The sequence below is a fragment of the Pseudoalteromonas sp. 1181_04 genome (genome assembly GCF_052850545.1).
This window is the reverse complement of sequence record NZ_VXCS01000005.1, coordinates 1-26,052: the sequence shown is the minus strand read 5'-3', so window position 1 is coordinate 26,052 and position 26,052 is coordinate 1. Positions and strand designations below refer to the sequence as shown.

Genomic DNA, 26,052 nt, shown 5'->3' with positions numbered 1-26,052 from the left:
CTTAATCCGCAGCGTGTACTGGCAGTGTTAACATATCTGGGGCAAGTTGCTTACGTGCAATACGTAAACCTTTACTAATTTGGCTGATTGTTGAGTCATCCAGGGCTACAAACTGTTTGCTTGTTGTATCCCATGAGCCTGCTTTTTTACCATCGCGAGTAAGGTAAATAAGTTCTAAACGACCAATGCGTAAGAAATCGACTTCACGCTCTTGACCATCAACATCTAATAACGCGGTATAGGCTTCGATGGTACGGCCGTAATCAACTTCAACTTGGTACGCTTCTAAAACACGGCGGAATTTTTCACTTGAATTAATGTCAGCACGGTTCATCATGTCTTTTAATGACGCTAAACGCTTTTCACGTTCATCGGTTAGAAACGGCACATCAAGAGCAACAAATTGCTCAAGCCCTGTGATCATGCGTAGCATTAATGGGGTAATTTGACGTTCAATAATAGACACTTGATCCATAGATAAGTTAATGGCTTCCATTTCACTCATTTGGTTACTAAGCTGTTTACTTAGTTGTGCGTTATAAACCGTTAAACCATCAATTTCTTTATTGAGGGTTTTAAACTGTTGTAAACGACCCTGCATAGAGTCTGCAATCTTGTCTATTTTTGTTTGTGATTGCGCAGCTGATTGGTTAATTTCACTGCTTTTATCGATAACCTTATTTAAATCATTTGCTTGCACTGTTGCACTCATGGCTACAATACTAGCTAATATCAATGGTTTAACGCCTTTCATCGCATACACCTTTACTCGTTAAATTAGCGGATTTGCTAGTTGCTTAATATCAATGAACGAGATTCTATAGGTGAAAAATGACAGAGGTGTTGCGCTAAAAAGTCCTTTTTATGACAACTGCCATAAATACAGCTTTTTACCTTAGATAAAACAATAGTTTTTAATATTTAACAAGCGTGTACGCTTTAATGATGAGTGAAGTGAGATTAAATAAATTAATCAGCAAGTATGCAATGAATGGTACTGATCACAGCATTTGCGTTGGTATAGTTTACGGTAATAGCAAAGTACTGCTGTTTATGACAAAGAACTAACGATGGAAAACCCTGCACAGGTAACTGCTGAACATACGCTAACTCTTGTTGAAATGCCTGTTCAAGTTGTTCACTTTGCAATATAGCTAAAAACTCATCAGCAGCAATACCTATTTGCTGTGCACAGCTAACGAGTGTATTAAGATCCGATGGGTTTTGTGCCGATAAATAATAACCCTGCTGAATTGCACCAAGCATAACCCGCTCTTTATTAAAATAACGTGCTGCAATCACCGCCCGACATGCAGGGTAAGTGCTGCGGCGTGGTTGACAGTTTTGCCAAAAATCAAAGTTAAATTTAGCACCGGTTTGCTGGCCAATACGCTGCCAAGTTTGTTGTAAAAACTGTTGCATACTTACTGGCATTGGCTGTTCGGAATCAGCAGCAAGGCCACCTACTTTATAAATAATATCAACTTCATTCGCTAAGGCGTCTTGGATTTTTTGCCAGCACTTTTGAAAACCCCAACACCAACTGCACATTGGGTCGTACACATATATAAGCTGACTATTATTCATTATTGGCCTGTTACTGTTCACTGGAAACAACGTTATTTAGCCCTTCATCCTTGGCTTACAGGTGATTCCGGCATCATTTATTTTATCTTTTTAGTTATCGCTGATTGCATTTAGACTTTAAAACGTAGCACCATTTTTTCAAGTTCATCAAATTGCAGTTTTAAACGAGTACACTCAGCTAAAGTGTTATTTAAGTTTAGCTGACCTTGTTGAGATAACTCACTAATTGTATGAATATCATTATCTAAAGAGTGTATTACCTGATTTTGTTCAGTGGTCGCATTTGCAACACTATGATTTACATCATCAATTGCTTTTATAGCTTTGGTTACTCCTGCCATTTGCTCACCGGCTGCTTGCGCTTGTTTTACAGTATTTTCGCTTTCAACTAAACTGGCTTTCATAACCGCAACGGCACTGCCTGAACCTTGCTGTAATTGGCTAACGGTATTTTCAATTTCTTGGGTTGATTGCTGAGTACGGTGAGCTAACTGGCGCACTTCATCTGCAACAACGGCAAACCCACGACCAGCCTCTCCGGCACGAGCGGCTTCAATTGCGGCATTAAGTGCAAGTAAATTCGTTTGCTCGCTGACTCCTTTAATAACTTCGAGTACTTGACCAATACTTGCAGAGTGTTCAGCAACACTACTAATAATTTGTTGTGCTTGTTCCATATTTTGCGATAACACACCAATGGCATTGATATTATCATTTAACGTACTTTGACTTTGTACTGACTGTGTATTCGCATCAGTAGCAAGGGTTGATGCATGACTTGCGCTGCTTGATATTTCAATCGCACTTGATGACAGCTGATTAATCGCTGTTGCAACGCTGTCTGTGCGTTTAGTTTGGTCACTGTACATCGTTAGCGTTGACTCTGTTTGCTCAACTAAGCTTTCCACTGAACGTTCCAGTTCAACCGTGGTCGTTTTTACTTGGTCAATTGAGGTATGAATTTTATCTATAAAGGCATTAAAATAACCTGACAGTTCACCAAATTCGTCATCGTTTTCAATCTCTAAACGACGAGTTAAATCCCCCTCACCTTGGGCTATATCTTTAATTGCATCGTTTAAACGCTGCATAGGCCGCATCAAATAACGCAATGAAAATTGCATCATTAATATCGTCGCGATAACTCCCAAACACATATATATCGCAGCCATATTTCTAAATGAAGCCACTGATGAATAAGCAATATCTTTGTTGATCACCACACCTAAATACCAATCTACATTTTCAATACCTTTGATATGTGTAAATGATACAAGATGATCAATACCAGCGATTTCTTGCTCCACAAACTCAGCTTTTAAAGCAAGGTTTTTACCAAACAGCTTCGCCATACTCTGATCGTTTAATTTGATATCTGGATGGCTTAGAATACGACCGTCACTGTCTAATAGAAAACCATAACCAAAACCTAAAAAATCAATTTCGTTGACTATTTGAGTGATGGTTTGCATATCGATATCGGCGCCGGCGACGCCACTAAAACGGCCATTATTTAAAATGGGCGCAACCGCTGAAATAGTTAGCTCATTGGTGGTTACGTCGATATAAGGAGTCGTAAACGCTGTGGTGGTTTTATTTTCTACCAGCTTATACCAAGGACGGATTGTGGCATCATAATCAGCAGGTAATACAACTGTTTGATCATTAAGTACAAAAGTACCATCAGGTTTGCCTATATAGGTGTTTTTAAACTTACCTGCCATTTCTGCGCTATTGAGTTGGCTAAGAGTTAATTCCTTAGTGTCATTTTGCTGATGCGTTTTCGCTACAGACTGAACGATTGCTAATTTATTATTGAGCCAATTAGCAATATTTTGTGAAACCGATTGAGAGCTTTCTTGTAATATTAGAGACAGTTGCTGCTGCGTTTGTGAGCGCATTGAAATAAAGTTATTGATGGTAAATAACCCCAGCACCAACACTAATACCACAGATGCTGCGATAGTTACCTTAGTGGTAAATTTTAGCGAGCTTTGCATGACACACCTATTTATTTTTTTTATCGTTGTTAGCTAACTACTTTTTAACAAAAATAACGCTATTTGTCTTATCTTATCGCCAACAGTTGCTATGTTATAGCCAAAAACAATAATAAAGCATGGTAAAAAAATTAGTTTAGCGCTTACTCCTATAACAAATTCATAAAGTAATTAATCGATAAGTAAAGACAGTCAATGTCGTAATTGCACCGAAAAAATAACAAACTCAAAATTGGAAGGTTCCAGTGATTTTTATAAACAATAGCTATTGAATACGTATTCAGTGCATATCCGTCGTTATTTTGTAATGAACTAAACTGCGAGGTTTTACTTTAGAGTGCGATTGATTCATTGAGAATAATAAGAAAATAAATGCATTTACAGTGCTGCAAATGCATTTATCTAAAGAGGTTTTACTATTAGCTTAGTTTATTTTTTGTTGCCACTTGCTCGCAAGTTTTACAACATTCAACCCGTACCAAGCGATAAAACAATAGCAAAGTGCTGGGATAATAAAACTAACTTGAATATTCATTGCATCAGCAACAACGCCTTGAATTAACGGTACTAATGCACCACCAACAATCGCTAAACAAAGCCAACCAGATCCTTTACTGGTTAATGAACCTAGCCCTTGAATAGCGACTGAGAAAATTGTCGGAAACAAAATAGAATTAAATAAACCAATCGACAGCACAGCATACAAAGCAACGTCACCTTCAGTGAAGATTGTAATTAAAAGTAACGCAATGACCGCAAATGCATTAAAAGCAATTGCTTTTGATGGTGCAATTTTTTGTAATGCAGCAGAGCCAATAAAGCGCCCTACCATCGCCCCGCCCCAATAATAGGCAATTAATGCGGCAGCGGTATGCTCTTCGAGCCCTGCAATATGAGCTTCACCGAAAAAGTTAACTAAAAAGCTACCTATTGCCACTTCACCACCAACATAACAAAAGATACCTAACACCCCCATAACTAAATGCGGGGCTTGCGTTAAAGAATGACCTTTTGCTTTGCAATCGAGTTCTTCTTTGTGTGATTTGATTTCAGGTAATTTTAAAAATGCAAACACAACAGCAATAGTAAGCAGTGCTGCAGCAAGCATTAAATAAGGAATTTTTACCGATTCTGCTGTCGCCGCAGATGCAGTCAATGAGCCTGCTGCGCCAAAGAACAAAATGCCACCAACATAGGGCCCAATAGTCGTTCCTAATGAATTAAGTGCTTGCGCTAAATTTAACCGTGACGAAGCTGTTTTTTCAGGCCCAAGCGCCACAACATAAGGGTTAGCCGATACTTGTAAAATGGTGACACCACCGGCTAGTACAAATAATGCGGTTAAAAATAGCCAATATTCATGTACGACCACTGCAGGATAAAATAACATACAGCCGATAGAAGCCACGATAAGACCGCTAAGCACACCATTTTTATAACCAAATTTCTTAACCAATATCCCCGCGGGTAAAGAAACAATAAAGTAAGCACCAAAGAAGCAGAACTGCACTAACATCGCTTCCGTATAACTAAGATCAAACACCCCTTTTAAACGCGGGATCAGTACATCATTTAGTACTGTGATAAAACCCCATAAAAAAAATAGAGTTGTCATTGCAGTCAAAGGTAACAGGTAATTATTATTTTGCTGCGGCTGCTCAGTGACAAACGTTTTATTTATATTTATTTCACTCACGTGATTTTCACTCCATTAACAAGTTGTGTGTGATTCTACACATTAGTATAAAAAAATCACAAAAATTAAATTGGAACGATCCACGCATTGATTTACAACCGTAACAAATAGTTACTAACGTGACACGTATTTTTGAAACACATAACAGCAGAGTTACTCACGACGATTGATACCACAGTAAATATCAATTTACTGTGGTATCAATCGCAAAGTATTAATCCTGCTTTTTGTTACATTTAGAAATAATAGGTAAGTAACGAAGAACCTTCATATCAGGATCAACGACTACGTGATCACCTGGATTGATATTTAAAATAATTTTTCCGTCTTGCGGATAATAAACATCCTCTTTACCATTGATAGAGATAGGTAAAGGCATAGGAAAAGGCTTATTATTTAAAGATTTCACATCCCAGTTAAGTGTAATAACTCCATCCACTTGTCGTTTATTTAAGATTGGTAGCTCAGCTTGCTTTAAATAAATATCGAATAGCCAATTATAATTATCACCTGTTAGTTTGTTTACAATATCAATAAAATGTTCTGTATTACGATATCGTGGTTTTATTGGATACTTTATGTCTGAGGTATTATCGATACCATACAATAATTCTCGTGTTGCACGCCAGAATAACTGCTCTCCAATTAACCAACGTAATGTATGTAACGTCCAGCCACCTTTACCATAAATATCCGAGTTAAATGCTTCATCAGAAGTAACTTCTCCTTCACGAACAACTGGCTGACAATTTTTTAACCCCAAATACGATTTGTACATCGTATAGCTATATGCGGCATTGCCAAATTTATTTAAGCTGTAAGCAGGCTGCATGTAAAAACCAAAGCCCTCATGAAGCCAGGCATCATTTAATCTCTCATGGGTCATTAAGTTCCCAAACCACTCATGTGCTAACTCATGCTGTAGTAGCCAATCATAGCCATTTTCATCACGTTTATACTTTTTTCCATAAGCATTAATCGTTTGATGTTCCATACCTAAATGAGGTGTTTCAACAAAGCCTAGCTTTTCATTCCCCCATGGATAAGGACCTAAATGACTTTCAAAAAATTGTATTTGATTGATCAAATCAAAATCGATCAAATCCTCTGCTTTTTGTTTGTTTTCAGGTAAGACCCAAAACTCAATAGGTACCTGTGTACCATTAATACTGGTATATGATTTTTGAATACGTTCGTAGTTACCAATATTTAAGGCTATATTATAATCACTGGCGGGAACAGATAACAGCCAATCAAATTGTACCTTATCATTTTGCAGCTTTTTGACATCTTGCAGCACACCATTAGTCACGGCACTAAGACCGTTAGGAACAGTTAAACGAATACGCATTGAATCCGCTTTATCACTAAAATGATCTTTGCAGGGCCAAAATAAATCGCACCCTTCTCCTTGTACTGCCGTTGCAATCCATGGTTTTCCATCAGACGACTTATCAAATACAAAGCCACCTTCCCATGGCGCATTGTTCGCAATATGTGGCTTCCCTGAATATTGAACTGCAACATCAACCAATTCACCCGGCGTTTTAACTTCCCCTAAGTTAATCGTAATAATACCACCTAGCCTTTTATAACTTGCGCTCTTTCCAGCTACAGTTACATCACTGATATTAAATCGACTGTCTAATTTTAGTTCTACATATTGGTTTGCTTTAAGCATTAAAAATGAGGTTTTACCAATACCGGCTATTTTTTTATCCGTAGGAAAAACTTCTAACTCTAAATCATAAAACTTCACATCACTACTTAACGCAATATCTGACAAAACTTGCCCCGTGTCTCCTACAATAGGATCTAATGGCACTTCGCTTGAGGTGCAAGCAGCTAATGAAACTGAACTTATAAGTACTGCAATATAATTAATTATACTTTTTCGAGAAAAAAGATTATTCATGCTAATCCCATCTATCTTTATTATGAAGTAAGATAGTCACATAACAACAAACAACATTCGATAATTTTGCGTTTAAACAACAAAGTATTTATATAAAATTAATAATTTTATATAAATACCGCGCCTTCACTAAAACCAACACTAATAGTGCTTTTCCTCGCTAGGCTACGCACTTTTATGATATCGTTTTACAAAACATAAATACTACAGAACGTACCGCTTGGTACTGATACAAAAAAGGAATTTCCAAATGAACACCAAACTACTTGCTGGTTGCGCAGTTGCTGTAGCGGCGGGTGCAATAATCTATACACAAACTGACAGTTCAACAGCCTCATTAGAACTTGCTCAACTTGATTACGTCCCTGCTGATACTGCTTTATTTTATGGTCAGCTAAAACCATTTCCCTATAGTAAATATTTCAATTTGATTCCAGATCAAATGAAAGGTGCTGACGATTTTACGCCATTGATCGAAAATTTAGCGGCAAGTAACGATAACAATGCACAGTTTTTAGCGTCTCTATTAGATCAATATCAAACATCATTGTCATCTTATGAAACACTAAAAGCAGCCTGGGGATTCGCCGATGATTATAAAGCTCTAGCCTATACAATTGGTCTAATGCCAGTATTACGCTATCAACTTGAAGATGAAACAGCTTTATTTAATACAATTAATAGCTCAGCTGATAAAGCGGGAATTAACTTCACAACACAAACCATCGAAGGTGTTGACTACAACACGTACCCTTTAGTACTTGAAAATGACATTACATTAAACTTAATTGTGTCTGTTAAAGATAACTGGGCTACCATCACGTTTGATACAAAACTTAATACAATTAAAGATTTACGTCTTGCTTTAGCAATTGATAAACCAACAAAATCATTAACGCAAACCGCTAAACTTGAAAACTATATTACTAATTATTCATTTGATGGCCACTCTATTGCGTATATAGACCATGTTGAGATTGCTAATGCTATTACCGCTAGAACACCATCACGCCTAGGTGAAATGCTTGATGAACTATTAAAAGAATTGGGTGATCCAAATGCTTTAGAGGTAGCTAGAACACCACAGTGCCAAAATGACATTACCAATATTGTTAGTTATTGGCCTGCATCAGTAACCGGTAGCACGTACATACAAGTAACAAACTCTGATGCTCATTTTAAAGCAGATGCTATTTTCCAAAGCACTGCTACAGATATTATTAAAACATTAAAATCTGTGCGGGGTTTTGTTCCTGAGCATACAACTAAACTTGACGGGCAAATGCTAAGCGTTGCTTATGGTGCGGATATTTCAAAAATTCCACCGCTTTTAAATATACTCTCAAGTACATTTAAAAAAGCTGAATTTGAGTGTGCACCTCTTGTTGCTTTACAGCAACAAACTCAAGACTCAAATTTAGCTGCACTATCAATGATGACCGCTATGGCTAATGGTATTCAAGGTGTCAGTGTAAGTATTCAAGATCTTGCTTTAGGAGCCGATGCAAATCAACTGCCACAACTAAAAGCTTTAGACGCGCTAATCACACTTTCTGCGACAGATCCTGATAATTTACTTTTTACTGCTAAAGGATTTTTACCCGCATTAGCGGAGCTTGAAATACCAGAAAACGGCGATGCAATTAGTGTCAATGCTGCAATTCCTTATCCTTTACCTGCTGGCCTTGATATAAGGTTAGCTAAAAAAGGAAAGCATATTGTTTTATTCACTGGTGAAAAATCAGCGGCTATTGCAAATACATTATCAGAACAAGCACTTGAAAAAAATGGATTTTTAAATACCGCAGTTGATCTGAAATCATTAATGACTCCTGTCATCGAAGTATTTAAAATGACAGGGCAAGCACTACCGGAAGAACTTGAACAATTAAAAAATCAAACAATGTCTGTGTATTTTGCAACAGATATAAAAGATGAAGGGATTGTTATTAATTCAGAGATCAAAATTACTAAAAAGTAATAACTTTTTTGGAATTAAACGAAAAAAGGGGCATTAATTGCCCCTTTTTCAATTGTTCAATTCAGTTTGTACTATTTCTGCCATATCATTTTATTATTGGTGTCGCGGCTTTTAATAATCGTTTGATCAGAACTTTCTACACCACCGAGTTTAGCTTGTCGATCGTAAAGAACCACATTACAGGTAGCTGCTAAATTCATACAACCGATTGTGGGGATATACACCACTTCATCGCACCAGTTCAGTACATCTTTGCTAATAGAGCCATCTTCAGGGCCAAAAATATAAAATGCGTTTTCAGGATGAACAAACTCAGGCAAAGGTGTTGCACCTTCTATTAGTTCAATCACCACCACAGTCGCACCTGCGGGCTTTGCTGTTGCTAAATCGTCAACGCAAGTCAGTGGGATGCGTTCAACAACATTTTTTGTGTCGGTATGAAACTTTTTAGCATTTAAATAACGCGTGCCTGTAAAAAATACTTGTTCAGCCCCATAGCAACCCGCAGCTCTTAACACTGCGCCAACGTTAGAGGGACTTTTAGGATTGATCAAACCAATCTTCGCAGTCATTAATCGCAATCCTTAGTTGGCCAATCTGCTTCATACAGATCAAAGTCATCTAGAGCTACATCACAATCTTTTACTGTTTTGTCTTTTACAGAAATACCCAATGTATGCATTAGTTCTTTGCTGCCACCGTTATTTAATGGATGCCAAGACGCTAAACCACGGCCTTCGTGCAAACGGCGGTAACTACAACTTTGCGGCATGAAGAAAATGCTGTCGAGGTTTTCTTTGGTTAATTTTACACATGACGGGACTAATGTTTGTCGATTTTCATACTCACTACAACCACACGTATTATTATCTAAGTATTGGCAAACAATATTAGTAAAAATGAGTTCTTCACCATCGCGAAGTTGATCTGTGGCGGTAAACTCATCTTCATCTTCGCTGTCTATAAAGGTATTTAAACAGCATTTTCCACAGCCATCACAAATGGCTTCCCACTCATTTTGTGACATTTGCTCAAGTGATTTCTCAAGCCAAAATTGGTTTTCAAACATGGTATAACTCGGTGCCCCTAATAGCGCGCATTTTAGCTTAATTGAGCACCGCGCGCAAAGCTACATTCAGCTTTGCGCTATTTCAAGTTTAAAAGTTAGCGCTGCGTATCAACCCAGCGTTTAATTTTCGCTTCTAGTATTGGCATCGGCAAAGCACCATCAATTAAAATTTGCGTATGAAACTCTTTAATATCAAATTTATCACCTAATGCTTGTTTACAATAATCTCGCAGTTCTTGAATTTTAAATTGCCCTAATTTATACGACAATGCTTGTCCTGGCCAAGCTATATAGCGCTCAACTTCTGCGGTTACATCACTTAAAGCCATTGAGGAATTAGCCAGCATGTAATCAATACCTTGTTGACGAGTCCAGCCTTTAGCATGAAAACCTGTATCGAGCACTAATCGCATAGCGCGTAATTGCTCATCAGATAAACGGCCATACCACATATATGGGTCGGTAAATAAACCCAATTCTTTACCTAGACTTTCAGCATATAATGCCCAACCTTCGGCGAACACTGTGTAACCACCAAATTTTCGAAACTCAGGTAATGACTGAACTTCTTGCTGTAAGGCGATTTGAAAATGGTGTCCTGGGGCTGCTTCATGGATTGACAATGTTTCGAGTAGAAACTTAGGCTGCGCTTTTAAATTAAAGGTATTAATATAAAAAATTCCCGGACGAGAGCCATCCGGTGCTGGTGATTGATAAGATGCTCCTGCCGCAGACTCAGCACGAAAATCTTCAACCGCTTTTACAACGTAATCAGCTTTGGGGACAATGTTAAATAATTTAGGTACACGCGCATCAATTTTTAACTTTACGGCTTCATAGGCCGCAATTAATTGCTCAGGTGTATCAAAATAAAACTCATCAGAATCTCGTAAATGAGTAAAAAACTCACTTAAACTGCCTTTAAAACCAACGGTTTCCTTTACTTTTTTCATTTCATTAAGGATACGCGATACTTCTTTTAGACCAATTTCATGAATTTCATCAGCAGATAAACTTAAGGTGGTGTTTTTCTTTATTTGGTATTCATACCATGCTTTACCATTTGGTAAATCGCTATAACCTACTGTTGCACGGCTATTTGGTATATAAGTGGTCGCTAAAAACTCGCTCATTTTTGTATACGCTGGGACCAACTTATCCATAATAAGTGCACTATATTGGTCAGTGAGTTGTTGCTTTTGCGCTGCTGTGAATTGCTCTGGAAGCTGCTTTATCGGACTATAAAATAAAGATTGTTCTGCACTGGTAACTATATGCGCTTGAAATTGCGGTAATAACTTTTCAGCTAATGGCTTTGGTAAAACAATGCCTTCATTTACCCCTTGCTGCATAGCATCTTGCACACTGCTTAACCAAGTTACAAAACCTTCAGCTCGCGCGACGAAATTTTCATAATCTTGGTAGCTTGCAAATGGCTGCGCACTTTGCGCCGATCCAAAGCCTGCAAACGTATTGTGAGCGCCAGACATTTGGTTAATTGGTAATAAGTAACTCGGGAATTGAAAACCTTCGATTGTTAATGCTAAATCCCGTGCCAGTATTTCATAACTTAATAAGGCTTGACCGGTTAACTGCTGCTGGTCAATCGCCGCTAAACGTTGCTGATAATCTTTATAAAAAGCAAGCTGCTGAGCTCGGTTTTGCTCGGTAATCGGTGCTGTAAATTGGTTGTTGTATTGGTTATAGCCAATATAAGTGGCATCAAGAGGGCTAAATTGCAACGAATCCACAAAGTACTGCTCAACCAAGCTATTTAATTGTTGTGTTGTTGCGCTGGCAGTTTCACTTGTTAATGCTGATTGTGGCTTATTTAAATTATTATTAGCCGTATTTGAACACGCAGACAAAGCGCTGAGTACACCAGCGACAAGCAAGGTTAACTTAAATTTTTTCATAATGATCCCTGAGTATAAGAAGTTAGCGCAAGTATGCAGCTTTCAAATCGCTAAATAAAGAAAATACGATACTTATCGCGTTTTGTTTACAGCCTAAAAACTGCTTGCTACATTGCTATATAAAATAATCAAAAATTAGAAAATAAATGAATAAATTATCACTTTCTGTCCCTTTGGGCTTACTGTGTGTCAGCGCTTTTAGCGCACAAGCAACAACGTACGTTAGTGCTAAAGCAATGCTAGACGTAAATAATGGCAAGCTTATTAATGCACCGCTTATTCAAATCGATGACGGTATTATTACTAAAATCAGTAGTGGCACCATGCCACCCCTACAACAAGGTGATGACCATATTAAGTTGCCCGAGTTAACCATTCTGCCTGGCCTGATGGATATGCACGTACACTTAACCAGCGATCCAACAGTCCCTCGTAGTGAACGTATCGGTCAGTCAGTGCCACGTAAAGCGATTAAAGCGGCCTATTTTGCAGAAAAAACCTTAAAAGCGGGCTTTACAACTTTACGTAACGTGGGCGCCGAAGGTTACAGTGTCATTGCAGTACGTGACGGCATTAATGCAGGCGATATTATTGGCCCTCGCATCTGGGCTGCTGGCCCCTCTTTGAGTGTAACGGGTGGTCACTGTGACAACAACCGTCTACCTCCTGAAATGAAATACACTGCCGAAGGTGTGGCTGATGGCCCATGGGCTGTTCGTGCAAAAGTACGCGAAAACATTAAGTACGGTGCCAATGTTATTAAGTTTTGCGCCACTGGCGGAGTATTTTCTAAGGGCACAAAAGTAGGTATTCAACAGTATTCATTAGAAGAAATAACTGCCATTGTTGATGAAGCACATATGCGCGGTTTAACGGTTGCTGCACATGCACATGGTACCAGTGGTATTACCGCAGCCATTAAAGCCGGTGTAGACAGTGTTGAACATGTCAGTTTTGTTGACGATGAAGCAATTAAACTGGCAAAAAAACACGGCACTTGGTTTTCAATGGATATTTATAACACTGAGTATACCCTCACGTTTGGTGAGCAAAATGGTGTAGCCGAAGAAAACCTAGCAAAAGAGCGCCAAGTTTCTAAAAAACAGCGTGATAGTTTTAGCCGAGCAGTAAAGGCTGGCGTAAATATGGTGTTTGGTACCGATGCCGCAATTTACCCACATGGTGATAATGCAAAACAGTTTTCGAGAATGGTTGAGTTTGGCATGACGCCACTACAGGCAATTCAAGCAGCAACGATTAATGGCGCAAAACTGTTAAAAGTTGAAAATCAACTAGGGCAAATTAAAACAGGCTTTGCAGCAGATATCATTGCCGTTAAAGGCAATCCACTGCAAGACATAACCTTGCTAGAAAATGTAGCATTTGTGATGAAAGCAGGTGTTGCTTATAAATAAATGTGTGGAGTTAGCGTTAAGCTAACTCAATCATTAAGCAAGGGTTAAACTAACAGCTAACTAAATACGTTGTTAATATATTAATATTTTGAAAGCAAAAGGTAAGCAGCTTGGGGTAGGTTTAAATAATTGCCTTTTTTAGATAATTAAAACTTGAAATACAAATGCCACACATTATCATTACGAAAATTTTTTAATGGTAATGACTATGACAACGCATAAATTCTCTCTAATTACCCTAGCCTGTTTAACAGCATATAATGCAACTGCGGCCGAACAATCCGATCTTGAACGCATCACGGTTTATCAAAAGCAAAATCATGTTGTATTAAATTCGGGTTTAGCAACAAAGTCTGATATGTCGTTAATGGAAACACCTGCGCCTATTGTTATCGTCGATCAAGAGCTTATCAACTCGCAAGGCGTTGATAACTTACAAGACTTAGCCCGTAATATCAGTGGTGTAACCCAAGCAGGTAATAACTACGGAATTGGCGACAATTTAGTGATCCGTGGCCTTGGTGCAAATTATACTTATGATGGTATGTATGGCGGTGCGGGCCTAGGAAACACATTCAATCCAACTCGATCACTAACCAATGTGGAGGCCGTAGAAGTATTAAAAGGCCCCGCCACTGGTTTATATGGCATGGGCAGCGCAGGTGGCGTAATTAACTTGATTGAAAAAAAGCCACAGTTTACCGAGCAGCACAACGTACAAGCGGAAATTGGTCAATGGAATACCTATTCATTATCAATTGATAGCACCAATGCAATTACCGAAAATCTAGCATACCGAGTTAATGCAAAAACAGCACGTAGTGATGGCTACCGTGATTTAAAAGATGACCGCGATGAAATCTACGGCGCATTAAAATATGTGTTTAATGACCGCCAAAATATTATGATCTCAGCCGCTTATATTAAAGATGCCATTGCAGTTGATTCAATTGGCCACCCTATCCGTATTTATAATGCGCAGTCGGTAAATGGCAAAACCGCCGGCCAAGTGACTGCGGATGATTTAGTCAATGATCCAACCACTGCTGGGCTGCAATTATCTGATGCGCAGCGCCAACAATTAGCGAATTCACTTGCAGCGTCTGATGGTTTAACACCGTATAAATTTGGTCATCGCGGTATTATCTCACCCATGGCAAAAGACAACGAAGGTGAAGAGTTACGCTTTAAACTCACTCATAATTACTATATAACTGACAATTTATTTTTAAACCAACAACTGCAATACCGTAATTATGAGTCAAGTTTTGCACGTCAAACAGGCGCCTATAATTATGTTTATTGGCGGCAAAAAAATGGCGTCATAAATCAAGACCCTCGTGCGCCATTGGTAGTTGATGATGTACTTTATCCATTTGCTGCACGCCGTCAAGAATATCGCCAAGTAGAGGCCGATGAAAAGTCATGGCAATACTTTGCAGATTTACGCTATGACTTTAGTTTAGGTGATATAGAAAACGAATTTTTGGTCAATGCTAATTATGAAGACCGCGATATACGCTTCACGCAGTATTCTATTTGGGATAAAGACTATATTCTCAAAGATAAAAATGGCGATATAACCTATCAAGGCTCTTTACCCTATATTCTAGATATTCGTACACCGGTTTGGTCAGACGGGCAATTTAGCGACTATGATCCGCTTAAAACCAGTAACTATAGTAAAAAAGTGCAAGCATGGGGCTTAGGACTGCAACATGTTGCTTATATCAATGACAGCTTCACAACTCGTATTGGTGTTGCATACAACGAAATTACTCAAAAATATGAACATTTAGGTGTTGATGCACGTTACCGGGCCAGTGCCGCTGCTGCGACGCCAGAAGCAAGTACCTCGGATAATGGTTTAACCTATAATTTAGGCGCGACATACAAACCGACTGATGACCTGTCTATATTTATAAATCATTCGAAGGGTCGCACTGCGTATAGCGTTTTAGGCTCTGTTTCAGGCAATGAAGCTGACCGTGATGATGCGCAATCTCTTAGTACTGATTTAGGTATAAGAGTAAAAGCCTTTGATGATCAGGTACTCGCCTCATTAGTGGTATTTGACACTGCACGTACTAACTTAGAATATGTAAACCCTGCCTATGATGATACAAAGCCAGATCCATCGGTACCAAAAAATTACTTTGATGGTGAAGAAAAAACCCGTGGTATTGAGCTTGATTTAAATGCCTATTTAAATGATCAATGGAAGGTCAATATCAATGGTGTTTATCAAGATGCACGTGATCAGAAAAATCCTAATGTGAGCACATTTGCTGCGCGTCAAAAAGGTGTGCCTTATGTAACAGCAAGCACATGGTTAACATACAGTGCTCAGTGGTTTGAACTAGCACAGCCACTAAAATTAAGTGCGGGCGTAAAGTATGTTGATGATCGCAGTACCAATGCATCATCATTTGGCATTCCTGATGGTTATGTACCAAGCTATACTATTTATGATGCAGCGTTAATTTATAACACTGATAAATGGGGCTTACAGCTAAACTTAAACAACCTGTTTAATAAAGTTTATTACTCAAAAGCAATGTTTTTAGGTGGTATGCCAGGCGAAGAACGCAATGCGAAACTAACTTTGAGCTATAAGCTTTAAGTTATAAGCTGTAAAAGCGCACAAAATGCTTGTGCGCTTTTTTAACTTTACATAGTGACTACTATACGGCCATTAATTTCACCTTTGAGCATATCGTCAAATATGTCATTGATATCTTCAAGACGTTTTTCTTCAATAATTGCTTTAACTTTGCCCTGTGCAGCAAACTCTAAACATTCTTGTAAATCTCTACGTGTGCCAACAATTGAGCCAACAACAGAAACGCCATTGAGTACAGTATCAAAAATAGGCAACGGCATATCCTCTGGAGGCAGACCAACTAACACGCATTTTCCACCACGGCGAACACTCTTATAAGCTTGCTCAAACCCCGGCTTGGATACAGCGGTACATACCACAGCATGTGCGCCCCCTACCTGCTCAAATATAGCCTCACTAGGCACACATTCTTTAAAGTCCAGTGTGATATCTGCACCTAACTCTTTTGCTAAAGCCAGTTTTTCAACACCAGTATCCACTGCAATTACATTAAAGCCCATTGCCTTTGCATATTGCACCGCAAGATGCCCAAGCCCACCTACACCAACAATAGCGACCCATTGTCCTGGCTTAGCACCTGACACTTTTAGCGCTTTATAGGTTGTAACACCGGCACAAAATAATGGCGCAGCTTCTGAAAAACCTAAGCCTTCAGGGATCTTTACAACATAGTTCCCATCAGCTAAGCAATATTCTGCGTAACTACCATCAACTGAGTAACCCGTATTATGCTGTGAAAGACATAAGGTCTCTTTACCTTCTAAACAAAATTCACAATGACCACATGCACTGTATAGCCAAGGAATGCCAACACGATCACCAATTTCCAAATGAGTAATATTACTACCCAGCTGTTCGATCACTCCAACACCTTCATGCCCTGGAACTAACGGCATTTTAGGCTTTACTGGCCAATCACCATGACAGGCATGTAAATCAGTATGACACACACCACATGCGGCTATTTTAACTAAAACATCATTGACTCCAACGGTTGGAATGGGTAAGTCTGAAATTTCTAATTTGCCTTTGTAAGTACTATTAACGGCTGCTTTCATTGCTCGTTCCTTGTTGTTGCGAAGTTGTTATTGAGTAGTTGTTAAGAAATTAGTTGTCGTAAATTAGTGTACACCTTACGCGACTCTAGATGAGCAAAAATTAATCTAAATCAAACTTTAGTGATATAACTTGTTCTGAACGACTAAGAACGACTATTAGTACCAACACATAATCCCATAGGCTTGATTCAGCCAAGGAAAATTCAGCGTATTGCTCAGTAAATCTTGCTAAACATATTCAGCGTGCTAGCATTAATTTCATTATTTATTGAAACTTGAGAAGCAATGACGTTATCAGATAAGAACTTTGCCTTTGTAATGCACTGTGGCGAAATGGGCAGTCGTTGGGGTTTTAATCGCACAATCGGCCAAATGTGTGGTTTATTGATCATAACCAAAGAGCCAATGACAGCGAACGAAATCGCCGACGCCCTGAGTATATCTCGCGGTAATGTCAGTATGGGTATCAAAGAATTACAATCTTGGCGCTTAATTAAAGTGCAGCATATTCCAGGTGACAGAAAAGAATACTACGCACCCGCTGGCAGTATTTGGGATATGGCAAACCGCGTATTTGAAGAGCGTAAAAAGCGTGAGATTGACCCTACTCTCAGTTTACTCAGAGATAATTTGCTAGAGCCTGCAACCAACGACGATGAAAAGTTTGCCCAGCAACAAATGCATGAAATTCATGATCTACTCGAAACCGTCACTAAGTGGTCTTCAGAACTACAGCGCTTAAGCCCTGAACAGCTACAAAGCTTAATGAAGCTAGGCTCAGGTATTGGTAAAGTACTCGACTTTAAAGATAAGATATTGAAAAAATCGTAGCAGCGATTTTATATCGCGACTGAGGTTCTAGGTTCTAGGTTCTAGGTTCTAGGTTCTAGGTTCTAGGTTCTAGGTTCTAGGTTCTAAAAAATTTAACCACAGAATTCACTGAAAAGTAAATAAAATCAAAAAAGATTACTCTGTGCAGCGCGAAGCGCCTTTGTGTTCTCTGTGGTGAATAAAAAGATAAGTTGTGCCACATAAAAAGCGCAGATAAGTACTGTACTTTATACACGTTCTGTTGACGGAGTTATTTGAGCAAATTATAGTCATTGATATTGGCTAAGAGTAATAATTAATTGACTGCTCACATATTCAAGGATATGAGCGACGCGCGTATATTGTTCCACTTAGCTTTGTTTAAAAGATATTAGAAAACTTAATGATAGTAATATCTTAGTTAATTTGTTAAAAATATATAAAGTATAAATATAAGTGTGGTCGGAGCAGAAATATCCGCCCTTCGCGCACTATAAAATTGTTATACAAAAAGGCTAATTCATGGATTGTGTTGTTAAGCTGAACATAAGCTATATATTAAAAGTATTGATCGGTAAGCTTGTGAGTGATTCAGATTCATGGATGGATTTAAAAACATCTGAAGAATTTAACTTATGGATAATGTTAGAAGATGGTCTCAAAGATAGAATAATATGTGAAAAACAATGCATGGGCTGTTTAGATTATCATTTAGTTAACCGTATTTTTTATGACTTCATTGAAAATATTAAAATCATCAATAATAAAAATACAGATCTTATCAATTGCTTATCAGATAAGTTCTCTTTAAAAAATGAAGAAGATCCTGTAAGTCTTGCTTTTGAATTGATATCAAACCCAGTATATGTCGAGAGACAACTTGATGAAAAAGCTCACCATCTGTACAAGCAGTACGTAAAAGGAGTCGAGCAAGTTCACTCTGCTTTAGCGGTAGGGTACTGTCAGCAAAGAATGACAGAGTTGCATAATATCTAATTCCCATTTTGGTGAGATGCAATCTTTAAGCTATGAAGATTTTGAAGTTAGTCCTACTCTGAATACTTTCTATTTGGATCAAAATTTCGTTAGCAAGTGTGTTAACGACAAGAATTTTATGCTCCAAGTGGAAAACTATAAGAAAAGATCAAAATCCATTTTCTTATCTAGTGCATACTTGATTGAAGATGGCATAAAAATGAATAGGGTATTCCTTAAAAGTTATTTTGAACTGTTATTTGAATTAACTAACAACATATTAATTGCAAAGCAGGATCGACATCTTAAGTTTTTTAAAGAACAGATTGATTCAACCGTCGAAAGAGTTATTCTTTGGCTAGAAACTACTCGGGCGGCTGAAGGTTTAAAACTATACAAATCTTTATATAATAATTATGCATATCCTATGTTTAATCGTAAAAGTAATATTACAAAAACCTTAAATAAGGACATAAAAGTATTTTTTGCAGATATTGATGATGATTTTCATCCAGAGTCTTTTGATATGGAGTTTAATAGTCATAATATCATTCATGGGATAATGATAAGTAAAAGTTATCAATTTACAATTCAAGATATCAAAAAAGGGCATGTTACTTTTGATAGTGATTTCGATTGTATGAATAAGATTGAACAATTATCCGAATTAATGGATCTTATAAACTTTGAAACAGAATCAATTAAAGATATCAAAAAAATAAAAAGTAGCTATCAAGATACGGAACACTTAAAACATGCTTGGAAAGCTGATTATTTCATAACTGATGATGTCAAGTTAATAAAACGAGGCGAATATATTTATGCTTTGCTAGGTATTAAAACCAAGTTTTTAAAGATTAGTGACTTTAAAAAAACGATGGTAGAGTTTTACGCACATTGATTTTGCATAATCGGGTAGCCGGAGGTTTCTAACCTTCAGCCCCCAAACCACCCATAATGCACTTTTTATTAACAGGAAGTGCAATGGGCGGTTCATCTCCCGTAATAAATATTATCCAAATATCTCTCAATGACACTAAATCTTGTAAAGCTAAGTACTCATTGCCCAGCGCAATGTTAATTCCTTTTTTTAGCCCTTACTCACTCAAATAAGCCACGCAAACACCTGTAATACCTTTGTAAAATGCAATCAAAACAGCACCAAGCACTCTTTTTATATTTAACATGAAAATTAGTTATCGATTGAATCAAAATAGCAACTCGGCTATGGTTAATGCATCAATAAAAATAAATTTTAAACGAGTAATTCTACAGGCTCGTTAACCATGATAAGGATCTATGATGAGCCTGAAAAATCACTTTGAATTGCTGGCGGCCTATAATCAGCGGATGAATTTAAAGGTGTATGAGGCTTCGAGTCAGCTCTGTGCAACTAATCTGGCCCAAGACCGTGGGGCCTTTTTTGGATCCATTCTCGGAACTCTTAATCACATCATTGTTGGTGATACTATCTGGCTAAAACGGTTTGCTACCCATCCAGCCTGCTTGCGGTCTTTACAGGAGGTAGCTGATATTCCAAATCCAAAGAGCCTGGATCACATAACCTTCAATGACATTGGTAGCCTATCGGAGCACCGGTTCTGGTTGGATCGGATAATTATCAACTGGACAGCCGAGCTATCTGAAAGTGATCTGGATTTCATTCTCAGCTACCAAAACACCAAGGGGATCTCCGCTACCAAACGATATTCGAGTCTAGTTCTTCATTTTTTTAACCATCAGACTCATCATCGTGGCCAAGTTTCTACATTGCTATCGCAGGCAGGCGTGGATATTGGGGTTACTGACCTGTTGGCTGAGATTCAGGAGGAAACGCATGCATAACAAAGCGAACATGCTTTTGAGATCACCGCAATGAATCAAGAATTAAGACTATTGGAAGAAATCCTAAAGAGAAATAGCGAAGATCCTGACTCAATTGATATTGAAAATGAGGTCGATCATTATTTCTTCTTTGATGGAATTAAGAATGAAGAAGATCTCGATGAAGCATGGAGAGTTTTTGATGAACACGAAGAGATAAGGAATAGGCTTTTAAATATAGTAAGTGAAACTGACTCTATATCTAGGTGGGGTTACAGAGTACCAAAGAGTGAGCAGATTAGGTGTGATGATCAGGAACTCAAGAATTTAGTCTCCTTACACATATCGAGTCTTCGACCAATCCTTTTAGAGGAAGACTATAATGCCGAAATTATTGCCTTTATTGATAGCGGCTTTCAAGTTGAAATTGCTCCATCAGGTATAGAATTCCCTGATACATCGGATAACGAACTATTTGGTGTCCTTTATGAAGCGATTGGTGAGTATTGGATTGATAACTTCCCCTATGACAGGGAGCATTATGAAGTCTTAAAAAACTGGGCAATCTACCTTACTAAGTGTGACGAAGTTGCAACTTATTTAATGTGGCCTTTTTTGTCGAACGAAAAAGACCTAGCCCCTTGCACAATGGATGCTGGTGCTAAATTATGGAAGCTTGGTTGTAGAGATCGATTTTGGGTTAAAGATTTAGACTACGTAAGTAAAGTAGTTTATGTAAGGCCACCATGGCTAGACGAATAACCGCACATAATCGGTTAGCCGGAGGTCTCTAACCTCTAGACCACTCGATTCTAAACGCCTATTTTTGGTACTGGTGATATCACATGCTATGGCGAGTCGTTGGCTGATAAGCATTGGCTATTAGGTAATAATATCCCCAACTTCGTGAGTCTAGAATCTGTGTTACTCTAAAGCGGAGTTTTTCAAGTTAGTTGTCGCCTCAAGTTAGAGGCGACAACATTCTGACACAGGGGGCTACTAACGTCTTGATAATTATGTATGTGAGAATGCAGTATAGATAAAAGCCCAGATATAATTTCAAATGAGCTTTATTGTGTGAGTCTGTTAAAAAACGAGAACGAATTTATTCAGAATACGCTTTAATTAATTTATACAAAGTTACTTTTGTTTTAAATATGCTGGCATCATCGTGACGAAAAATACACAGCGTTTTACTATTGTGTCTATCTAAAAATAGCAAATCACCTTCGGTATTTTTACCAATAGTGAGACTTGCAGATAACATCAACATGGACCAACCGTGCCCTTTTTGATCATAAACAGTCGGACCTAAAACATCTTTTAATGTGTTTGCATATGCTTTTAAGGCGCGAACTTCGCTAACTTCCATGTCATTTATGTTAGTTAACTCAATCATCTTCTCAAAACTTAACAGTTCAAACTCTTCACCTTCTACGGTAACGGTTCTCTCTTTTTCTTTAATGAAGTTACAGTAATTTTTTGCAAATAAATTCTGCGCCAGATCAACTGTTTGTAAGATTAAATTTTCATCCATATATATCCTTATTGAATATTTTTAGAGTTTTGCTTTGGGGTGTTAGCTGATTTTGCAAAAGTATTGATAGCCTAAAAGAACAAAAGACGTCAAATATTATCTTCAGACATCAAAATAATTGACCCAGCCCTTATTGCACAAAACGTTTAATATCTTATCTATAGCGCAGTGTCTCTTAACTTCGATGTGAATAATTCACTTAAAAATATTTTGCATTGATGTTTTTTACAAACGCAAGCGCGAGATAAACTCGCGCTTTCTGTAAACGCCCTAGTACCTAATTACCTAGAGCCTAGCACCTAATTACTTATTAAATCGCTGGGTAACCAATGCGATCAGACAAGTAACCAACACTGGTGGCAAAGTAATATGAGCGATTCCAATGCATTAACGCTTTGTAATTATCATAAGCTAAATACATACGGCCATTCATATCATCAGGCATAACCAATGCCGCCGTTACATCTACGGCTGGTAAATCAGTACCATCCATTTTACGTACACCTAAAGCTTGCCAATCAGCTAACGAACGCTCTGAATCAGCCCAAAACTCTAACCATTGAGTACGTGTTTTAGTTCCACGTTGCAATACATAGCTAGGTTCGAAGCTCTGTGGTAACTTAATTTGACGACCCCAAGTAAGATCACTATTCCAGCCAGCTTGCTTTAAATAGTTAGCTATTGATGCAAAGGCATCAACTTGGGTGGTCCAAATATCTTTTCGACCATCTTTATCATAATCTACCGCGTAGGCATTAAATGAGGTTGGCATAAATTGCGTTTGCCCCATTGCACCTGCCCATGAACCATTGAATTTATCTAAAGTAATGTGCCCTTCCTTTAAAATATCAAGCGCGGCCCATAGTTGGTTTTTATACATAGTTTCGCGACGGCCATCAAAAGCCAGCGTGACTACAGATGAAATAACGTTGTGACCACCTTGGATTTTACCAAAATTACTTTCAAGGCCCCATAACGCAACAATAAAGCGTGCCTGCACGCCGTACTCGGCTGCAATTTGTTCTAAAATATCTTTATTTTCAGCGTATAGCTTTCGTGCACGGTCAATTTTCCATTGTGGCACACGCTTTGGTAAGTAAGTCTCTAAGGTTTCTTTAACTTCAGGCTGATTTTTATCAGCAGAAATTACCTTTTCTTTAAAGTGTGCTGTAGCGAAGGCATCTTCAATTAATTGACTATCGTAGCCTTTTTGTGCTGCTTCTTGTTTTAAACCTGCAACATATTCATCAAATTGTGCTTGGGTCTTGGCCAGTGCCGATGTACTGATACAGGCACTACATAAAATTGCAGCCAATTTAGTCATTATATGTTTAGTCACTATCAACTCCATTTTGTTTTCTATGCTCAGCTAGTAAGTTAGCTTCAGGTGGCGGTAACTGGAGATAAAACCCGACATCAGTTAATGATTTCTCAACTAAACTTAAATCAGCCCCGCCTAAATGCGTTCGTTTTGCTAAATTAATTAACATTACGTAATGAGGTTGACCGAACATAGCCATTAAAGGTTCCGGTACCTTGCTAAAATCATCTCTTTTTTCTACAAAAAGGAAGGTATCCGCTTTTTTCTTACTTTTATATACCGCAGTCAGCATTATGACCCTATAAAATCTTGCTTAACAGTGCTGCACACTATAACATGAGAGTCATAATAAGTTAGAAAAATTAGATTAGAAATTTCACCTTATCCATATAAACACAGGCCTTATTCAGCCTGCGTTTATCTAAAATTGATTTCTGATCACACTATTCAATTGAGCGTGTATGTCGGACCAAACTTTTGAGCTAAAAGGGAATCTTTTTACGTTATCAGTTTTACATCTTTATAGTACTGATATAAACCTGTTAGCTGAGCAACTGTATATAAAAATTGCCCAAGCCCCTCGTTTTTTTGAGGGTGCTCCTATTGTTGTTAATTTAATTGAGATAAAAAATAATCTTGTTGATTTTGTTCATCTAAAGTCTTTATTAGAACGAATGAACTTTAATGCTGTTGGAGTCTGTAATGGCTCTGATGAGCAACATACGCAAGCCAAAGCCGCTGGGCTCTCAGTTTTAAATTATTCACAAGACGTTAAGAGTGAACCTGTTACAAAGCAGAGTAATACTTCAATTGTTGAGAAAACAGTTTACTTACCTGCCCAAGTTATCAATGGCACAGTGCGCTCTGGTCAACAAGTGTATGCTAAAGACCGTGACCTAATCGTTATTGGTGCGGTAAGCCATGGTGCAGAAGTGATTGCTGATGGCAATGTACATATTTATGGCACATTACGTGGTCGCGCAATAGCAGGCGCACAAGGTTACAACGAAGCACGTATTTTTTGCCAAAAATTAGAAGCAGAACTTGTTTCTATCAATGGCAACTACTGGATCAGCGATTCTCTGCAAGGTGAGTTCTGGGGCAACGCTGCACAAATCCAACAAAAAAATGAATCATTAGAAATTTCAGCTTTGGTTAAAGGATAAATCTTATGGCAAAAGTCATTGTCGTTACGTCAGGTAAAGGTGGTGTAGGTAAAACTACATCAAGTGCTGCAATTGGCACAGGTTTAGCACTTAAGGGCTATAAAACAGTCATTATAGATTTTGATATCGGTTTACGTAACCTTGATTTGATCATGGGCTGTGAACGTCGTGTTGTCTATGATTTTGTTAACGTTATAAACGGTGAAGCAAATTTAAATCAAGCACTTATCAAAGATAAACGGGTAGATAAATTATTTTTATTACCTGCTTCACAAACCCGTGATAAAGATGCTTTAACTCGCGAAGGTGTTGAACGCGTATTAAACGAGCTGAAAAAAGACTTTGATTATATCGTCTGTGATTCGCCAGCAGGGATTGAAGCCGGCGCTATGATGGCGATGTACTTTGCTGATGAAGCAATTGTAACAACGAACCCTGAAGTATCATCAGTTCGCGATTCAGACCGTATTTTAGGTATTTTGCATAGCAAATCTAAACGTGCTGAAGAAGGACTTGAAAACATAAAAGAACATTTATTACTGACTCGTTATAACCCAGAGCGAGTAGCTAAAGGTGAAATGCTGTCAGTTGAAGATGTGCAAGATATTCTTTCTATCGAATTGTTAGGTGTAATACCTGAATCACAAGCGGTATTAAGTGCATCAAACTCAGGCCAGCCAGTTATATTAGATACAGAGTCTGATGCTGGACAAGCTTATGCCGATGCAATTAATCGCTTATTAGGTGAAACAGTCGAATTTCGCTTCTTAGATGTAGAAAAGAAAGGTTTGTTCAAACGGATATTTGGAGGTTAACGTGTCACTACTTGACTACTTCCGCTCAGAAAAGAAAAATACAGCGTCACTAGCAAAAGAGCGATTGCAGATCATTGTTGCGCATGAGCGCTCACAGCGTGGTACACCTGATTACTTGCCACAATTGAAACAGGATATTCTTGATGTTATCCGTAAATACGTCAACATCAGTAATGACGCGGTTCAAGTCCAATTCGATCAAAACGAAGATGACTTAGCGGTATTAGAACTCAACGTCACTTTACCTGACGAAGAGAAAGAAAAGAAATAACTAAAAGGGCGCTATTACAGCGCCCTTTTCACATTTTAATAGCATAAAAAATCTAATGTTTATTTTAACTACT

General features: G+C 38.1%; 23 protein-coding genes. 11 read left to right on the top strand and 12 right to left on the bottom strand.

What is annotated here, in order from left to right; genetic code table 11:
- Nucleotide 1: 1 nt before the first annotated feature.
- The 5 genes from FW757_RS05195 to FW757_RS05175 form a co-directional block, all read right to left on the bottom strand.
- On the bottom strand, nucleotides 2–754 hold the full coding sequence (locus FW757_RS05195; RefSeq protein ID WP_149980246.1) for a DUF3450 domain-containing protein: 753 nt from the start codon (nucleotides 752–754) through the stop codon (nucleotides 2–4).
- 215 nt (nucleotides 755–969) lie between these two features.
- Nucleotides 970–1,587 (bottom strand): DsbA family protein, encoded by a 618-nt coding sequence (locus FW757_RS05190; protein ID WP_182767341.1) that lies wholly within the window; start codon nucleotides 1,585–1,587, stop codon nucleotides 970–972.
- A 110-nt stretch (nucleotides 1,588–1,697) separates the two neighbouring features.
- Nucleotides 1,698–3,587 carry a methyl-accepting chemotaxis protein gene (locus tag FW757_RS05185; RefSeq protein WP_149980244.1) on the bottom strand — a complete coding sequence of 630 codons (1,890 nt, stop codon included), beginning with the start codon at nucleotides 3,585–3,587 and terminating at the stop codon, nucleotides 1,698–1,700.
- Between the two features lie 424 nt (nucleotides 3,588–4,011).
- A complete protein-coding gene (locus FW757_RS05180) occupies nucleotides 4,012–5,283 on the bottom strand; it encodes a sugar MFS transporter (protein ID WP_149980243.1) in 1,272 nt (423 codons plus the stop codon).
- A 214-nt stretch (nucleotides 5,284–5,497) separates the two neighbouring features.
- Complete coding sequence (locus FW757_RS05175; RefSeq protein WP_182767338.1) at nucleotides 5,498–7,198, bottom strand: M1 family metallopeptidase; 1,701 nt, start codon at nucleotides 7,196–7,198, stop codon at nucleotides 5,498–5,500.
- Nucleotides 7,199–7,448: 250 nt separating this feature from the next.
- Here FW757_RS05175 and FW757_RS05170 point away from each other — a divergent pair, with 250 nt between their 5' ends.
- Nucleotides 7,449–9,179, top strand: a complete 1,731-nt coding sequence (locus FW757_RS05170) for a hypothetical protein (protein WP_446440936.1) — start codon at nucleotides 7,449–7,451, stop codon at nucleotides 9,177–9,179.
- Between the two features lie 71 nt (nucleotides 9,180–9,250).
- Here the strand turns inward: FW757_RS05170 and FW757_RS05165 are convergent, their stop codons facing one another.
- The 3 genes from FW757_RS05165 to FW757_RS05155 form a co-directional block, all read right to left on the bottom strand.
- Nucleotides 9,251–9,751 carry an RNA methyltransferase gene (locus tag FW757_RS05165; protein WP_182797849.1) on the bottom strand — a complete coding sequence of 167 codons (501 nt, stop codon included), beginning with the start codon at nucleotides 9,749–9,751 and terminating at the stop codon, nucleotides 9,251–9,253.
- A complete protein-coding gene (locus FW757_RS05160; RefSeq protein WP_182761046.1) occupies nucleotides 9,751–10,248 on the bottom strand; it encodes a YcgN family cysteine cluster protein in 498 nt (165 codons plus the stop codon). The genes FW757_RS05165 and FW757_RS05160 overlap by 1 nt, the downstream gene beginning before the upstream one ends.
- 95 nt (nucleotides 10,249–10,343) lie before the next feature.
- Nucleotides 10,344–12,164 carry a DUF885 domain-containing protein gene (locus tag FW757_RS05155; protein ID WP_182761047.1) on the bottom strand — a complete coding sequence of 607 codons (1,821 nt, stop codon included), beginning with the start codon at nucleotides 12,162–12,164 and terminating at the stop codon, nucleotides 10,344–10,346.
- 146 nt (nucleotides 12,165–12,310) lie between these two features.
- Between FW757_RS05155 and FW757_RS05150 the strand changes: the two genes are divergently transcribed.
- Both FW757_RS05150 and FW757_RS05145 read left to right on the top strand, forming a co-directional pair.
- Complete coding sequence (locus FW757_RS05150) at nucleotides 12,311–13,579, top strand: Xaa-Pro dipeptidase (protein ID WP_446440935.1); 1,269 nt, start codon at nucleotides 12,311–12,313, stop codon at nucleotides 13,577–13,579.
- A gap of 208 nt (nucleotides 13,580–13,787) precedes the next feature.
- A complete protein-coding gene (locus tag FW757_RS05145) occupies nucleotides 13,788–16,202 on the top strand; it encodes a TonB-dependent receptor (RefSeq protein WP_446440934.1) in 2,415 nt (804 codons plus the stop codon).
- Nucleotides 16,203–16,249: 47 nt separating this feature from the next.
- On the opposite strand, the gene adhP is transcribed toward FW757_RS05145, so the two are convergent.
- Complete coding sequence (gene adhP, locus FW757_RS05140) at nucleotides 16,250–17,260, bottom strand: alcohol dehydrogenase AdhP (protein WP_149980237.1); 1,011 nt, start codon at nucleotides 17,258–17,260, stop codon at nucleotides 16,250–16,252.
- Nucleotides 17,261–17,545: 285 nt separating this feature from the next.
- Here adhP and FW757_RS05135 point away from each other — a divergent pair, with 285 nt between their 5' ends.
- From FW757_RS05135 to FW757_RS05115, 5 genes are all read left to right on the top strand, one after another.
- Entirely contained in the window at nucleotides 17,546–18,091 is a 546-nt protein-coding gene (locus tag FW757_RS05135) for a GbsR/MarR family transcriptional regulator (RefSeq protein ID WP_169018523.1), read from the top strand.
- A 501-nt stretch (nucleotides 18,092–18,592) separates the two neighbouring features.
- Nucleotides 18,593–19,066 (top strand): hypothetical protein, encoded by a 474-nt coding sequence (locus FW757_RS05130; RefSeq protein ID WP_446440933.1) that lies wholly within the window; start codon nucleotides 18,593–18,595, stop codon nucleotides 19,064–19,066.
- 16 nt (nucleotides 19,067–19,082) lie between these two features.
- Nucleotides 19,083–19,946, top strand: coding sequence for a hypothetical protein (locus FW757_RS05125; protein ID WP_446440932.1), 864 nt, complete (start codon nucleotides 19,083–19,085; stop codon nucleotides 19,944–19,946).
- A 398-nt stretch (nucleotides 19,947–20,344) separates the two neighbouring features.
- On the top strand, nucleotides 20,345–20,890 hold the full coding sequence (locus FW757_RS05120; protein ID WP_310736619.1) for a DinB family protein: 546 nt from the start codon (nucleotides 20,345–20,347) through the stop codon (nucleotides 20,888–20,890).
- 30 nt (nucleotides 20,891–20,920) lie between these two features.
- A complete protein-coding gene (locus tag FW757_RS05115; RefSeq protein WP_182767950.1) occupies nucleotides 20,921–21,631 on the top strand; it encodes a hypothetical protein in 711 nt (236 codons plus the stop codon).
- Nucleotides 21,632–21,974: 343 nt separating this feature from the next.
- Here the strand turns inward: FW757_RS05115 and FW757_RS05110 are convergent, their stop codons facing one another.
- The 3 genes from FW757_RS05110 to FW757_RS05100 all read right to left on the bottom strand — a co-directional run bounded on the left by FW757_RS05110 (nucleotide 21,975) and on the right by FW757_RS05100 (nucleotide 24,019).
- Nucleotides 21,975–22,406: a hypothetical protein gene (locus FW757_RS05110; protein ID WP_182718794.1), complete on the bottom strand. Its 432-nt coding sequence runs from the start codon at nucleotides 22,404–22,406 to the stop codon at nucleotides 21,975–21,977.
- A 310-nt stretch (nucleotides 22,407–22,716) separates the two neighbouring features.
- A complete protein-coding gene (locus tag FW757_RS05105; RefSeq protein ID WP_149980391.1) occupies nucleotides 22,717–23,733 on the bottom strand; it encodes a lytic murein transglycosylase in 1,017 nt (338 codons plus the stop codon).
- Between the two features lie 4 nt (nucleotides 23,734–23,737).
- The gene (locus FW757_RS05100; RefSeq protein ID WP_145235637.1) at nucleotides 23,738–24,019 is read right to left on the bottom strand and encodes a YcgL domain-containing protein; all 282 of its coding nucleotides are present in this window, start codon (nucleotides 24,017–24,019) and stop codon (nucleotides 23,738–23,740) included.
- Between the two features lie 169 nt (nucleotides 24,020–24,188).
- Here FW757_RS05100 and minC point away from each other — a divergent pair, with 169 nt between their 5' ends.
- Genes minC through minE form a run of 3 tightly spaced genes read left to right on the top strand, consistent with a single transcriptional unit; the run spans nucleotide 24,189 to nucleotide 25,979 of the window.
- Nucleotides 24,189–24,893 (top strand): septum site-determining protein MinC, encoded by a 705-nt coding sequence (gene minC / locus FW757_RS05095; RefSeq protein WP_145235640.1) that lies wholly within the window; start codon nucleotides 24,189–24,191, stop codon nucleotides 24,891–24,893.
- Between the two features lie 5 nt (nucleotides 24,894–24,898).
- On the top strand, nucleotides 24,899–25,708 hold the full coding sequence (gene minD / locus FW757_RS05090; protein ID WP_145235643.1) for a septum site-determining protein MinD: 810 nt from the start codon (nucleotides 24,899–24,901) through the stop codon (nucleotides 25,706–25,708).
- Between the two features lies 1 nt (nucleotide 25,709).
- The gene (gene minE, locus FW757_RS05085) at nucleotides 25,710–25,979 is read left to right on the top strand and encodes a cell division topological specificity factor MinE (protein WP_145235646.1); all 270 of its coding nucleotides are present in this window, start codon (nucleotides 25,710–25,712) and stop codon (nucleotides 25,977–25,979) included.
- Nucleotides 25,980–26,052 lie beyond the last annotated feature (73 nt).